Below are 13,744 nucleotides of genomic sequence, written 5' to 3'. Positions count from 1 at the left end.
TACAAGACCCGGTCGGGCGATTGTGGGAAGACGGTAACTGTCACCGTAACCGGCATCAAGGCTGGCAAATCGGTCACCAAGACAGGTGGGACGTTCAAAGTTCGGTCACGAGCATTGAGCAGCCCAAACCAGTAGCCGCGACTGACGGGGGTATCTCGTCTTCCCTTAGGCGTTGAACGAGCAAACCCCCGTCAGTCATCACGACTGGCGGGGGTTTCCGCGGCGGGCATCAGTTAAGGCAAACCCTTAGTCTGCCCGCTATTTCGTCACCGGCGCAGTGCTGCTGCTGGTGACTGTTTCTGTCAGGTAGCCGCTTTTCCGTCCGGTGACAGCGATGGAAAGCCCTGCGCCCAGGTCTGCGGCGACGACCTTATAAGAACTCGCCGTTGCGCCCGGAATGCTAATTCCGTTCCGCTTCCACTGGTATGTCCGCAGATAAACCGTCGGTGTCCACACGCCGACCTTGACAGTGAGAGTTTGACCCACGGCAGCGGAGGCAGGAATAACCGGCCTGGGCGCGGTCAAGACGTTGGTCGCTACCGAAGCCGTTGCGGCGCTGGTCTTGTAGGTGTAGTTGTATCCGGATTTGCTAGCAGCAGCTCTGACGGTGATCGTCTTTCCGAGGTCAGCCGTCGTCAAGGCGTAGGTCGAAAGAGTTGCGCCCGTGATGACCACCCCGGACCCGTACCACTGATACGACAGAGTCACAGGGGCCGGTGACCATGACCCCGGATCTGCCGTCAGCRTCGAACCGACGCGGACAGTGCCGGTAATCGTCGGAGCAACCCCAACTAGTGAGCCCTTAGCCACGGCTGAGGTCGCCGCAGAGGTTTTGGAAGCGGTAACGTAGCCGGTTTTGGAACCAGTGACCCGCACGGCGATGGCCTTGCCGGCCTGACCCTGGCCCAACACAAGAGTGGAACCGGTCGCGCCGGACACTGCGAGACCGCCAGCCAGCCACTGGTATGCGAACGTAGTGCCGGTTGTCCACGCTCCGGGGTTGGCGGTGAGGGTCTGTCCTACCTTTACCGTGCCGGAGATAGTGGGTGTGCTGCCGCTCAACGGAGCGGGGATGTAGGCCACAGGGGCCGAAGCGTTAGTCCAGTCTCCCCAGCCGAGCTGATTCCGTGCCCGTACCCGCGCCGTGAAGGTGCCGGCAGGCAAGTCATTCAGCGACGCCTGCGTGACAGTAGTGCGCACATTGCGAACGATTCCCGTTCCAGTGAATTCGGTCTCGTACTCCAGGATCCCAAGCACGTCGCTGTGTGCCGCCCAGCTCGCCTTGACGCTTCCGATGCTTGCGCTCAGGGCGGGAAGCTTGGCCCGCAGCGGCCGGGTCGCGAAGATGACGTCTTGGATTTTGTAACGAGGTGACGTGTTGCCGTTGGCATCGGCCACACTGGGGCTCCATATTTCTCGGGGACCCAGAGAATCCGGGTCGCCATTGTATCGAGCGAATTCGTAGGTTCCTGTAAAGACTCCCCGGTGGACATCCGTTGAGGAATTCTGACGGAGGTTGGCGCCGATGGAAACGCTGGCATCGGGCCGGAATCCGATGCCGGCATCATACGCGTTGACAGTCATCGCCACTGGGACTGGACCGTCGGTGATGTCGATGACATTGCGCGCACCGCCGCTGGTAGCGGCGAACTTAATACTCGTGGCGGCCGTGACGTCAGGAGCGTCATTGTCCTCCAGGGACACCGTCGTCGGGGAGAACGGGAGGAAGTTTTCCTCCTGGTACCGGTTGCCCGCGAGATCGACGATGCGCGGCTGAAATTCCCAAACGTCGTTGGGGACATGCTCCGGGAAAGTGAAGACCGTTTCGTAGGTGCCGTGGAACCGGTCACCCGAGACTAACGTCATAGTCTGGGCTGGGATGGTGTACCGGTTGGAATGGACGCGCAGCTGGGGGTAGTCCGCGCCCACTCCTGAGCCAACATCTTCGACTTCGACCCGCGCCGTGACCCGCACTGGCCCATCAATGACGTCAATTATTTGCGGGTGAGAAACCCACGCACTGACGATCACAGGGGCCTCGGAGTCTATGGTCGACGCATTTGCTGGCCCGACGCCGGCGACTGATATAGCGGCGGTGGCGGCCATGCCGGYTGCCACCCGACGCGTCCAGAGCGAGGCGCTTCTGCCGGTGCAAGACTTAGACACGAGTCCTCCAATATTCGAAACTTCGACTTTCAACTGAGAGAACTATGCCACGAAGCTACAGTATTGGCCGCGGCAGGGGTGTCAGACCGCGCGCCCTTTGTTCCGTCCGTGGTGAAGATTGATGTTGAAGCGGTGGGCGCGATGCTGACACGCGGCAGATATATTTACCGCATGTCAGCGTTCATGCTCGACGTTGAAACGTACGAGTATCTAAGGCCGGACCCAAGACACGCGCCGGACGAAACCAAACCGTGGGAGTACGGGAGCTACCCCAAGGTGCTGGCAACCCGGCTCCTGGCTGACGGCGGAACGGTGAGTGTCTATGCCCATGCGGAACGCTGGAACCCGTCCTACGTCCTTGTGGGATGGGCGGACGAAGCACGGCACGGGCACTGGGCTTGGATGCCCGCCGGCAACGTGGAACGCGTCAGCGATTCGGACTGGGATATCGAGGAGTGCAGGCGTTCTCCGAACACCTTCGCGGAATCCGCTGGGGAAACCGGCTGCCCGGATTCCTGTCGGCCTAGGCAAGGCGCCCTTGATGCTGGTGTGACCCGTGTGGTTATACTCAGGGCTTGGGGGCGCCTTAGACGGTGTATGTCGGAAGCGTTCAGCAGCCAAAAATTATCTGCCAACCACCGACAGGAGGTGCGGGGAACCGTGCCAGCATTGAAACGATCGTTCTTCCGTAAAGCGGCAGCCGCTGCCGCCCTTTCCGTTGCCCTGGGAGCAGGAGCGCTCACCGCGGCGGCCCCGGCGAGCGCCGCGACCTGTCCAACGGAATTCAATTGGTGCCCCTCGTCATGTGCAGAAACTACCGCGAGTTGCACAGCCGGCGTGTCCACCGTGTACGTCACCGCAGGAACAGTCCTGCGGGCGAACAAGTACGGCTGGCCCAAGGGCACCAAGCTGGAATACCGCTGGTTCAGGAACGGCGAGATCTTCGCGGGCGGCTACCATGACACCCACAAGGCCTGGCCAGTCAAAGGCGATAAGTACGTCGTCCGCGTCAAGGGCACATTGAACGGCAAGGTCAGCTATCGGTTCAGCCGGACGTACATCGTCCGCTAATCTCCACACACAGAGAACCCCCGTCAGTCATCACGACTGGCGGGGGTTCTCTGCTGCCCGGCGGCGCCAAGTTCGAGGAGTTCGTGGCCGAGCATGGATTCCTAGAGCCCGCTGCCATCACATGCGCTCCGGTCACTGAATCACCGAGGCCGGCATTCTACGCGGCCATTTCTGCATAGAAGCTAGGGATAAGCTCGGCCAATCTAGTCGCCCCTGCCGTACTGAGTTCGTCCTCGGTGTTGGGAATGTGCTCCGTGGTCCCGTCTGTGAATGTAAGTACAAGATCGTGATGCGTGGCGACGGCACCGCTGTCCCTCCGCTCACCAGGTTCCGCTCCCACTGAGACGCCTGTGATGTGCTTCCGCGCTTTGACGCTAGTGACTTCGCGGTTGATGCTGAGCCCGTCATCCGTGATGTGGCCCCACGTAGTGACTACGAGTCGATCGGTGATGACCGTGGCGTCGTATTGGTTCGGTTTCTCGGGCCAGACAACTTTCCCGTTCGCGTCGTAGGTTTCCTTGCCGTGATCCACGTTGCGGAACAGATTGCCAGCGCAGAACATGACCGGCGCCTCGCCTACGATGCTCGCGAGTTCGCGCATGACTGTCATCAGCGCTGGCTCAAGTCCAGACCTGTCCTTGTCCTGCGTCCAGAATGTGTTCTGCTCGCCCAACGACTTCATAAGGCGCGTCGCGCCGTCTTCTGTGGTCATCGATTAAACGTACCGAAACCTTGCCGGGAGGGACAGGCGCGTTCCAAGCGTTGACTCATAGTCCGCAGAAAGTCCGCAAGAAGTTCAGAGCCGGGTAATTAGAGCCAATCATGGACAGTACCGAAAACCCCGGAATCTAGCGGATTTCAACACCCCTCAACTTCACCCAATCAGGTCTGTTTAGTTCGAGCTCTACTACGGCGTCTAGTTAGATAAGCGGCCCGACACTGTTCGTCCGCAACAGTTCCAGCATAAAAAGGCCGGTCACGGGTTCATCCCGTGGCCGGCCTTCTGGTTCAGCGCTTTCCAGCACATCAGCGCTTTCCGTACTTCTTGTGCACGGCCTGCTTGCTGACGCCAAGGCACACCGCAATGGCCTCCCACGACAGTCCGGCCTGCCGGGCACGCAGCACCACTTCGGTTTCCGTGCGCGCCAGTTCTTTGTGGAGTTCCGCCACGGCGTAGAGCGCCTCGGCTGGCCCTTTGCCGTCCATGGAACCTATCAATGTCTGCATGAAGCACCTCCGGCGTCAACGTTAGTTGACAACCGGGAGAGGCGTCAACCCTGGTTGACGGCAAGAAGCCGGCGCAATTCCCCTACGGGATCGGGGATCTCCGGTCCGTGGGAAAAGAGCATCCTGTCCGGCTCCAGCAAGCTCAGTCTCAGAAGCGACTCTTCGGCCCGCGCAGAGTCCGCTGTAAACTGCTCCGGCGCCCGTCTCATCACGCCTCCGGCTGTCCCCACAGCGTCCCCTACGAACAGCATTCCGTCGTCATGCAGCAAGCTGATATGTCCTGCGGTATGGCCAGGCGTCTGCACGATCTGGATATCGCGGACCCTGTCACGTTCCACGAGCGGGCGCAGCGGCACCGCAGAAGGAATCTGGGAAACGTCCGCCGCGCCCGCCCAGATCGCTGCCAACGGGCTCCGTTCCACGACTTCGCCGAGGCCRCCGACATGGTCCGGATGCCAATGGGTGAGGACGACGTCGGTGATGTCACTCCATGCTGCTCCGACACGGTCCAAGGCCGCCGCAATCGCATCCTCGCTGCCCTTGAGGCCTGTATCGATCAACAGCAATCCCCCGGCGTGCGGCACAAGGAAACAGCGTACGTCCATCGTCAACTCAACCGGCCCTGCCAGCCCGGCGGGGATGTGGAGCTCCTGGATGACCGGTTCTACCTGCATCTGTGAGTGACCCATCATGCACCTTTCCAGCGGCTGGTCTTGGTTCAATACTGCGGCACGCACCGTCCCAGTCAAGATGCGCTTTCGGTCAGAATGCCCGGTACATGATGCGTTGCGGTCCGGCGTCGCCGCCTTCGTAGCGGCCGCGGTCCTCGAATCCGGCCCTGCGGTATGCGGCTTGGCCGCCGGGGTTCAGTTCGTTGACGGAGAGTACGACGCCGGCCTGGCCGCTGCCGAGGTCCGCCGTCAGTTTGGCGGCCTCCCGCACGGCGGCCTCCGCGGCGAGGGTGCCGAGGCCCTTGCCCTGCTGCCGCCGGTCGATCAGGAAGCCGCGCAGGAGCCAGGCCGTGTGGTCCTCTGGCCAGCCCGCGAGGGTCGCCGCCCCAGCCTGGAGCGTCAGGACACCCACGGCGGCCCCGTTCTCATCCACGGCGAACGGGTGCCGGGACTCTTCCTCGAGCCCGATCAGCATCATCCGCAGCGGGTCCCCCACGAACTTCTGCTGCCCTGCGCCGAGCTCCAGCAGCGCGATCTCCCCAAGCTTGATGGCCCGGGCGTCGTCGTCGAGATTCTTCAAAGGCAGCAGCCATACATGTCCAGACATGTAGACAGCGTACCCGCGCCGGCGGCGCCCGCCCCTAGCGGAAAGGGGCTACAGCGCAGCGTCTTTGGGCGGTCCGGCCGGATCCATCCAGAAGACTTCCCAGAGGTGCCCGTCCGGGTCCTGGAAGCTGTGCGTGTACATGAAGCCGTAGTCCTGGGCCTCCTCCGATGCCGTGCCCCCGGAGGTCAGGGCGGTGCGGATGACCTCGTCCACGGCTTCGCGGCTCTCCAGCGAGAAGGACATGATCACCTCGGCGGTGCCGGCCGTAGCGGCGACGGACTTCGAGGTGAAGGTCTTGAAGTAGGACTCGACGAGCAGCATCACGTACGCGCCGTCGTTGACGATCATGCAGGTGGCGTTCTCATCGGTGAAGTCGGGGTTGAAGGAAAATCCCAGCGCCGTGAAGAATTCAACGGTCTTATCCAGATTCCGGACGGGAAGGTTCACAAAAAGTTGCCTGGCCATTGGCCCAAGGTAGCACCGCCCGCAGCATGTGTCAGTAGGCCCTGTCAGCAGCCGGCAGGCCGCCGCCGGGCGCTATTGGCCGTAGAAGACCCGCTCGAAGACCGCCCGGGCGCGCCGGCTCAACCGCAGGTAGTCCTCCTCCAGCGCCGCGGCGTTGCCTTGTCCGTAGCCGCACCAGCGGGCCACCGCCTCAAGGTCGCGGCGGGACGAGGGCAGCAGGTCCGAGGGCCGGCCGGTCCAGATGACGTTGGCCGAACGGATCCGGCTCGCCAGCCGCCAGGCCCGGAGGAGGATGACGGTGTCCCCCGCGTCCATCAGGTCCAGGGCCGCGGCCGCCTCGAGCGCGTCCACCGTGGACGTGGTCCGCAGCTCCGGATGCCGGCCGGCGTGCCGGAGCTGGAGCAGCTGGGCCAGCCACTCGACGTCACTCAACCCGCCCCGGCCAAGCTTCAGGTGACGGGCGGGATCGGCGCCGCGCGGCAGGCGCTCCGCCTCGACCCTGGCCTTGACCCGCCGCACCTCCCGGACGTCCTGATCAGACAAAGACCCGGGGTACCGGATGGTGTCGATCAGCGCCACGAAATCCTCGGCCAGGGCGTCGTCGCCGGCCATGGGGCGCGCCCGCAGCAGCGCCTGGGACTCCCAGACCAGGGACCACCGGCGGTAGTACTCGGCATAGGACTCCAGGGACCGCACCATGGGCCCGCTCTTGCCCTCGGGGCGCAGGTCCGCGTCCACCGCGAGTACCCGCTCAGCCAGGATCGCCGGTTTGAGCGGCTGGGTCAGCAGGCTGGAGAGCTTGCCCACGATCTGCAGGGCCTGAGCCTGCGCCTCCTCTTCCGGCACGCCGGGGAGTCCGCGGTGGACGTACATGACGTCGGCGTCCGAGCCGTAGCCGATCTCCCGTCCGCCCTGACGGCCCATCGCAACCACCAGCACGTGGGTCTTCAGCGCTTCCCCGGCGGTGATGATTGTCTCCGCCACGCGCAGGGCCCCCAGCACGGCGGCCCGGTCGGTGTCGGCGAGGGCTTCCCCCACCTGGTCCTGGTCCAGCAGCCCGGCGCTGTCCGCGATGGCGACCCGGAGGATTTCCCGGCGACGGATCAGCCGKATCAGCCGCATGGCGCTCTCCGGGTCCGCGTGCCGGGACATCTTCGAGGTGATTTCAAGCCATTGGGATTCGAAGCTGAGCGGCACCAGTTCTTTGTCCGTGCCCAGCCACGCCACTGATTCGGGCGAAACCTCCAGCAGGTCCGCGATCAGCCGGGAGTTGGCGAGCACGTGGCAGAGCCGCTCGGCCGCGGCCGTCGAATCCCGGAGCATGCCCAGATACCAGTGCGTTGTGCCGAGGGCCTCGCTGACCCGACGGAAGGCGAGCAGCCCGGCGTCGGGGTCCACGCCGTCGRCGAGCCAGTCCAGCAGGATGGGCAGGAGCTGGCGCTGGAGTGCCGCGCGCCGGCTCACGCCGGCGGTGAGGGCCTCGATGTGCCGCATGGCGCCGGGGGGATCGAGGTAACCGAGGGCGGCGAGGCGGCCCTGGGCGGCTTCCGGGGTCAGGCGTGCCTCTTCGCTGCTCAGGGTGGCGACGGTATTGAGCAGGGGGCGGTAGAAGATTCGTTCGTGGAGTTCCCGCACGGAGCGCTTGGTTTTTCGCCATGCGGCGACCAGGGCGTCCGGCTTGGGCCGCTCGGCGGAGAACGGTCCCAGGACCGCCTTGGCGAGGGAACGCAAAGACGCTTCATTCACCGGCATGAGGTGCGTCCGGCGCAGCTGGAACAGCTGGATCCGGTGTTCGAGCAGCCGCAGGTAGCGGTAGTCGCGGTCGAACTCCGCGGCGTCGGAGCGGCCGATATACCCGCCGGCGGAGAGCGCCGCGATGGCCGAGGTGGTGTCCCGGCAGCGCAAGGATTCATCCGACTTGCCGTGCACGAGCTGCAGCAGCTGGACGGTGAATTCGACGTCGCGCAGCCCGCCGCGGCCCAGCTTGATCTGCCGCTGTTCCTCATCGGCCGGAATATGCTCGGTGACGCGGCGGCGCATGGCGCGGACGGATTCGACAAAGCCCTCCCGGCCGGCCGAAGACCAGATCAGGGGCGTCAGGGCTGCCTCGTAGCGGGCCCCCAGGACGGTGTCGCCGGCGATGGTCCGGGCCTTCAGGAGGGCCTGGAATTCCCAGCTCTCGGCCCAGCGCGCGTAATAGCTCTCGTGCGAGGCGAGGGTCCGGACCAGCGGCCCCGACTTGCCCTCGGGCCGGAGGTTCGCATCGACTTCCCACAGCCCGGGTTCGCGGCTCGTGGACATGATCGCGCGCGAGATCCCGGAGGCGAGGACGGTGCCGATGGTCGTGGCCCGGGTCTCCTCCAGCGCGCCGGACTCGATCACGTAGATGACGTCGACGTCGGAAATGTAGTTCAGTTCGCGGGCACCGCACTTGCCCATGCCGATCACGGCGAGGCCGACGTCGGCCACCTCCGCGGCGTCAAACTTCTCCGCCGCCTCGGCCCGGGACACGGCGAGGGCCGCCTCGAGCGCAGCCCCGGCGAGATCCGCCAGTTCCGCACCCGCGGCCGGCATGAAGTCCAGCGGATCGGCCGCGCACAGGTCCTTGATGGCGAGSTCCACGAGCCCGCGCCGGTAGGCGGTGCGCAGGGCYGCGTAGGCTTCCTGACCGCTGAGGGCCGCCACCGGCCGGGCAGACTTGGGATCGGCCCGCACCGACTGCAGCAGCCGCGTCCGCAGGGCCACGGCGTCCGCGGGCATCGGTTCCGGACTGACCCGGACGTCGAAGGCATCGAGGTGTTCGGGGTGGCGGATGAGGAACTCGCCCAGCGCCTCGGAGGCCCCCAGGACCCGGTACAGCGGCTCGCTGCTTTCCGGGTCTGCGACGGCAAGCTTGCGCAGCTCCGGGTGCTTCTCGATCAGCCGGACCAGGGACTGCAGGGCCGTGTCGGGGTTGGCCGCCAGCTGCAGCCCCGCAAAGAGGGCATCCTGGTCGAGTCCCTCCAGTTCCCGGGCCGCCAGGAACCGCTCGCCCTTGTCGAGATCGCTGAAGCCGGCGGCAATGAGGCGTCGTGCCAGGCTCATCGGGGCAACCTACAGAATGCCGAGATTGCGCTGCAGTTCGTAGGGCGTCACCTGAAGGCGGTAGTCCTGCCATTCTGCACGCTTGTTGCGCAGGAAGTGCTCGAACACCTGCTCGCCGAGGATCTGCGGCATGAGCTCGGAATCCTCCATGGTCCGGATGGCGTCGTGCAGGCTGGCCGGCAGCGGGTCGTGTCCCATGGCGCGGCGTTCCGCCGAGCTCAGCGACCAGATGTCGTCCTCGGCCGCCGCGGGGAGCTGGTAGCCCTCCTCGATGCCCTTGAGGCCGGCACCGAGCAGCACGGCGTAGGCCAGGTAGGGGTTGGCGGCGGAGTCGATGCCACGGTATTCGATCCGCGCGGACTGGCCCTTGCCGGGCTTGTACAGCGGGACGCGGACCAGGGCGGAGCGGTTGTTGTGGCCCCAGCTCAGGTAGCTCGGCGCYTCKCCSCCGCCCCAGAGMCGCTTGTASGARTTGACGAACTGGTTGGTCACGGCSGTGAATTCGGGGGCGTGCTTGAGGATGCCGGCGATGAACTGGCGCGCCGTCTCGGAAAGCTGGAACTCGGAACCGGCCTCGTAGAAGGCGTTGGTGTCCCCTTCGAAGAGGGAAAAGTGGGTGTGCATGCCGGAACCCGGGTGGGCGGTGAAGGGCTTGGGCATGAAGGTGGCATAGGTGCCCTGCTGCAGCGCGACTTCCTTGATGACCGTGCGGAACGTCATGATGTTATCCGCGGTCTGCAGGGCGTCGGCGTAGCGCAGGTCGATTTCGTTCTGGCCCGGGCCTGCCTCGTGGTGGCTGAATTCCACCGAGATGCCCACCGATTCGAGCATGGTCACGGCGGTCCGGCGGAAGTCCTGGGCCACGCCGCCCGGGACGTGGTCGAAGTAGCCGCCCTCGTCCACGGGGATCGGTGATCCGTCCGGGCCCGGCTCCTGGGACTTGAGCAGGTAGAACTCGATCTCGGGGTGGGTGTAGCAGGTGAAGCCCATGTCCGCGGCCTTGGCCAGGGTGCGCTTGAGGACGTTGCGCGGGTCCGCGGCGGAAGGTTCGCCGTCGGGCGTCAGGATGTCGCAGAACATCCGCGATGTGGCCTCGGTCTCGCCGCGCCACGGCAGGATCTGGAACGTGGCCGGATCCGGCTGGGCCAGCATGTCGGATTCGAAGACGCGGGCCAGGCCTTCGATCGAGGAACCGTCGAATCCGAGTCCTTCCTCGAAGGCGCCTTCCACCTCGGCCGGGGCCAGCGCCACGGACTTGAGCGATCCCACGACGTCGGTGAACCACAGGCGCACAAACCGCACATCGCGCTCTTCGATCGTCCGCAGGACAAACTCTTGCTGGCGGTCCATACTGGCCTCTTTCCGGTTCTTCCATCCGCCCCGGGCCCGGCATACATGGGCCCCGCGGCTGCTCACGGTTCACTTTACTAAGCATTGCCACCGATTGCTGAAGCCGGACCCCCGCGTAACACACCGTTAACACAAAGCCGGACGAATTCGCGGCGGGAGGGGGCATTGCGCCGCCTCACAGGCCGCCCGTGTGACGTGATTCACGCCGGGCGGGGGCAACCCGCGGTAGCTGCGGCACTTCGTCTCGCACTACGCTCGTGGCATGGCCTCAAGTAACAGCTCCGATTCCAGCACGCCCGCAGAACTTGCGGCCCCCTACGGCAGCGGCCCGGCAGCGGCTTCAGCGGCCGCCTCTTCGGGCACGTCGGCCAGTGGCACAGGCGGGACCCCCGACGGCGGCGCCGGCGGGGCTGCGGAGGCGGTCCGGAAACCGGCGGCCAGGATCCGCACGCATCATCTCCAGGCGGCCAAGGTCAACGGTGAGCGCTTCGCCATGCTCACCGCGTATGACCAGTACACCGCAGAAATCTTTGACCAGGCAGGCATCGAGGTGCTCCTGGTCGGCGATTCGGCCTCCAACAACGTCTTCGGCAACGAAACCAGCCTTCCCGTGACGGTGGACGAACTCCTTCCGCTGTGCCGCGCCGTCGCCCGCTCCGCACGGCGGGCCCTGGTGGTCGCTGACCTGCCGTTCGGCAGCTACGAGGTCTCGGCCCAGCAGGCGGTTGCCACCGGCGTCCGGTTCCTGAAAGAGGGCCTGGCCCACGCCGTGAAGATTGAAGGCGGAAAGTTCTACGCCGAGACCGTCCGCGCCATGGTCCAGGCCGGCATCCCCGTCATGGCGCACATCGGTTTCACCCCGCAGAGCGAACACTCCCTCGGCGGCTACCGCGTCCAGGGCCGCGGCGATGACGCCCAGCGGTTGATCGACGACGCCGTCGCGCTGGCCGACGCCGGCGCGTTCAGCGTGCTCATGGAAATGGTCCCGGCCGCCACGGCAGCCGCCGTGGATGCCGCCGTCGACGTCCCCACGGTCGGCATCGGCGCCGGCAACGCCACCACCGGACAGGTCCTGGTGTGGCAGGACATGGCCGGTTTGCGCGGCGGAAAGATGGCGAAATTCGTCAAACAATACGCCGACCTCCGCACGTCCCTCAGTGACGCCGCAAAAGCCTACGGCGACGACGTGCGCTCAGGCCAGTTCCCCGGCCCGGAACACTCCTTCTAGTTCCGCTCCAGCGGGCCCCTGACCTCCCGGATCCGGGGCCTCTTTTGCAAGACCTCATCCTTCACGGGCGATGCGTTGCGCCTCAGGTGCGGGCAGGCTGACCAATAAGGTCCGCATTAGGACCTCAAGATGTTCCGCCGGCCCCGACGGTTTCATGCGCTAAGCGTAAGGTCAGGCTCCGGCGGACACGATTCGAGGAGTATCGATGGACACGAATAGCTTCTGGGACGTTCTGCTCTGGAGTTTCTGGTTCTTCATCTGGATCGCTGCGCTGATGGTGTGGTTCCGCTGCCTGATGGACTTGTTCAGCGACCACGAGCTCAGCGGCTGGGCCAAGGCCGGCTGGGTTATCCTGCTGATCTTCGTTCCCTGGCTCGGCGCCCTCATCTACCTGATCGCCCGGGGCCGGAGCATGACTGATCGTCAGATGAAGATGCTGGCCCAGCAGCAGGCTGCCCAGCAGGAGTACATCAAGCAGGCCGCAGGCTCGACGGCCAGCCCGGCCGGCCAGATCGCCGATGCCAGGGCGCTGCTTGATTCCGGAGCCATCAACCAGACCGAGTTTGATTCCCTCAAGGCAAAGGCCTTGGCCTGACACGAAAACGGGCTACGCCCGACATGAGAATCACCTGGCTTGGTCACTCCACGGTGGTTCTGGATCTCGACGGGGTTCGGATCCTCACCGATCCGCTGCTCCGTTCCCATGCCGGGTTGCTCCGACGCCTGGCACCGCGTCCGGACCCGGTCTCGTGGGACCGACCGGACGCGGTGCTCCTCTCTCACCTGCACCACGACCACGCCGAGTTGCGCTCCCTGCGCATGCTGCCCGGGGCACCGCTGATGAGCGCGCCGGCGAACGTGGCCTGGCTGCGTCGCCGAAAGCTGGCGCACACAGTTTCCTTGGGCGACGGCTGGACCCCGGTAGGCAGCGGCGTCCAGATTCGCCAGGTGCCGGCCGAGCATCGCAGCCGGCCAATGCCGCACCGGCCCAACGACGCCAATGGCCAGCTCATCCGCGGCCAGTCGGGCATCGTGTGGATCGCGGGTGACACGGGCTTGTTCCCGGAGATGGCCGCGCTCCCCGCCATGGCCGGAGGGCCGATCGATGTCGCCCTGGTGCCGGTCTGGGGGTGGGGACCGAGGCTCTCGGCGGGGCACCTGACTCCGGAGACCGCCGCACGGGCTGTCGCGATGAGCGGCGCAAGGTTCGCCCTGCCGGTGCACTGGGGGACGCTGCACCCTCCGTTCGTCACCTACTTTGCCCGGAGCTGGCTCGAGCGGCCCGGCCACCGGTTCGCCACTGCCGTGGCGGAACAGGCTCCCGGCTGCACGGCAGTCGTCCTCGCTCCCGGCCAGACCTGGGTCGCGCCCTCGTAAGCCCAGGGCCTCGGATTGGACCCGCCCCGGGGAAATTCCCCCGTTGGTCGCTCAGCCGCGGGACGCCGTCGTGGCGCGCTGGCCACAGGACTCAAGCATCGCCACCAGCACCCGGTGGAGTTCCCCGGCACCCTCGATCCGCTCGGGCAGCCCCGCCATGAGATCGGCCGGGCCCATCAGCACGGCGCGGTCCTGCCAACCCCCCAGACCCCCGTGGGATCCCACGAGGCCTTCGAATGCTGAAACGTCGCCGGTCACGGGATCCACCGCGCTGTTGACATAGAGATCCGGCGCCTCGGGGTGCATCAGCGCGAGATTCAGCACCCGCGCCGCATGCGGCCCGAAACCGGCCAGCGGGTCGGTGCCCTCCACTGCCCCGCTGGTGATATTGACGCGCCCGCCGCTTCCGATCGCCCACGCCCCGCCCTCCTCATCGATGCCGGTCACGAACCCGACGCCGGGATGGCCCGCCAGGCCAGGGACCCCAGGCCAGGGACC

At 65.7% G+C, this 13,744-nt stretch carries 12 protein-coding genes and 1 pseudogene; 4 read left to right on the top strand and 9 right to left on the bottom strand.

The window, feature by feature from the left end; all coding sequences use genetic code 11:
- Positions 1–258 precede the first annotated feature (258 nt).
- Complete coding sequence (locus tag AC1DHX_RS18725) at positions 259–2,106, bottom strand: hypothetical protein (RefSeq protein WP_476900343.1); 1,848 nt, start codon at positions 2,104–2,106, stop codon at positions 259–261.
- An 897-nt stretch (positions 2,107–3,003) separates the two neighbouring features.
- Between AC1DHX_RS18725 and AC1DHX_RS18720 the strand changes: the two genes are divergently transcribed.
- Positions 3,004–3,237 carry a hypothetical protein gene (locus tag AC1DHX_RS18720; RefSeq protein ID WP_476859838.1) on the top strand — a complete coding sequence of 78 codons (234 nt, stop codon included), beginning with the start codon at positions 3,004–3,006 and terminating at the stop codon, positions 3,235–3,237.
- Positions 3,238–3,394: 157 nt separating this feature from the next.
- On the opposite strand, the gene AC1DHX_RS18715 is transcribed toward AC1DHX_RS18720, so the two are convergent.
- From AC1DHX_RS18715 to glnA, 7 genes are all read right to left on the bottom strand, one after another.
- Positions 3,395–3,949 carry a hypothetical protein gene (locus AC1DHX_RS18715; RefSeq protein WP_476859839.1) on the bottom strand — a complete coding sequence of 185 codons (555 nt, stop codon included), beginning with the start codon at positions 3,947–3,949 and terminating at the stop codon, positions 3,395–3,397.
- 314 nt (positions 3,950–4,263) lie between these two features.
- Positions 4,264–4,464, bottom strand: coding sequence for a transcriptional regulator (locus AC1DHX_RS18710; RefSeq protein WP_079553982.1), 201 nt, complete (start codon positions 4,462–4,464; stop codon positions 4,264–4,266).
- Positions 4,465–4,508: 44 nt separating this feature from the next.
- The gene (locus AC1DHX_RS18705; protein ID WP_476859840.1) at positions 4,509–5,156 is read right to left on the bottom strand and encodes an MBL fold metallo-hydrolase; all 648 of its coding nucleotides are present in this window, start codon (positions 5,154–5,156) and stop codon (positions 4,509–4,511) included.
- Between the two features lie 70 nt (positions 5,157–5,226).
- Positions 5,227–5,742, bottom strand: coding sequence for a GNAT family N-acetyltransferase (locus tag AC1DHX_RS18700; protein ID WP_476859841.1), 516 nt, complete (start codon positions 5,740–5,742; stop codon positions 5,227–5,229).
- A 48-nt stretch (positions 5,743–5,790) separates the two neighbouring features.
- On the bottom strand, positions 5,791–6,207 hold the full coding sequence (locus tag AC1DHX_RS18695; RefSeq protein ID WP_026266248.1) for a VOC family protein: 417 nt from the start codon (positions 6,205–6,207) through the stop codon (positions 5,791–5,793).
- 72 nt (positions 6,208–6,279) lie between these two features.
- Positions 6,280–9,291 carry a bifunctional [glutamine synthetase] adenylyltransferase/[glutamine synthetase]-adenylyl-L-tyrosine phosphorylase gene (locus AC1DHX_RS18690; RefSeq protein ID WP_476900342.1) on the bottom strand — a complete coding sequence of 1,004 codons (3,012 nt, stop codon included), beginning with the start codon at positions 9,289–9,291 and terminating at the stop codon, positions 6,280–6,282.
- A 9-nt stretch (positions 9,292–9,300) separates the two neighbouring features.
- Positions 9,301–10,641, bottom strand: coding sequence for a type I glutamate--ammonia ligase (gene glnA, locus AC1DHX_RS18685; RefSeq protein WP_028275859.1), 1,341 nt, complete (start codon positions 10,639–10,641; stop codon positions 9,301–9,303).
- A gap of 262 nt (positions 10,642–10,903) precedes the next feature.
- Between glnA and panB the strand changes: the two genes are divergently transcribed.
- From panB to AC1DHX_RS18670, 3 genes are all read left to right on the top strand, one after another.
- Positions 10,904–11,869 (top strand): 3-methyl-2-oxobutanoate hydroxymethyltransferase, encoded by a 966-nt coding sequence (gene panB / locus AC1DHX_RS18680; RefSeq protein ID WP_476859843.1) that lies wholly within the window; start codon positions 10,904–10,906, stop codon positions 11,867–11,869.
- Positions 11,870–12,074: 205 nt separating this feature from the next.
- The gene (locus tag AC1DHX_RS18675; RefSeq protein ID WP_028275861.1) at positions 12,075–12,464 is read left to right on the top strand and encodes an SHOCT domain-containing protein; all 390 of its coding nucleotides are present in this window, start codon (positions 12,075–12,077) and stop codon (positions 12,462–12,464) included.
- Between the two features lie 23 nt (positions 12,465–12,487).
- Positions 12,488–13,246 (top strand): MBL fold metallo-hydrolase, encoded by a 759-nt coding sequence (locus AC1DHX_RS18670; protein ID WP_476859844.1) that lies wholly within the window; start codon positions 12,488–12,490, stop codon positions 13,244–13,246.
- A 51-nt stretch (positions 13,247–13,297) separates the two neighbouring features.
- On the opposite strand, the pseudogene AC1DHX_RS18665 reads toward AC1DHX_RS18670, so the two are convergent.
- Positions 13,298–13,744, bottom strand: a pseudogene (locus AC1DHX_RS18665) (phosphodiesterase); the annotation flags it as partial.

Source organism: Arthrobacter sp. 05N33_2, from assembly GCF_056397425.1.
The sequence above is the reverse complement of the archived record's forward strand: the minus strand, read 5'-3'. Positions and strand labels throughout refer to the sequence as shown.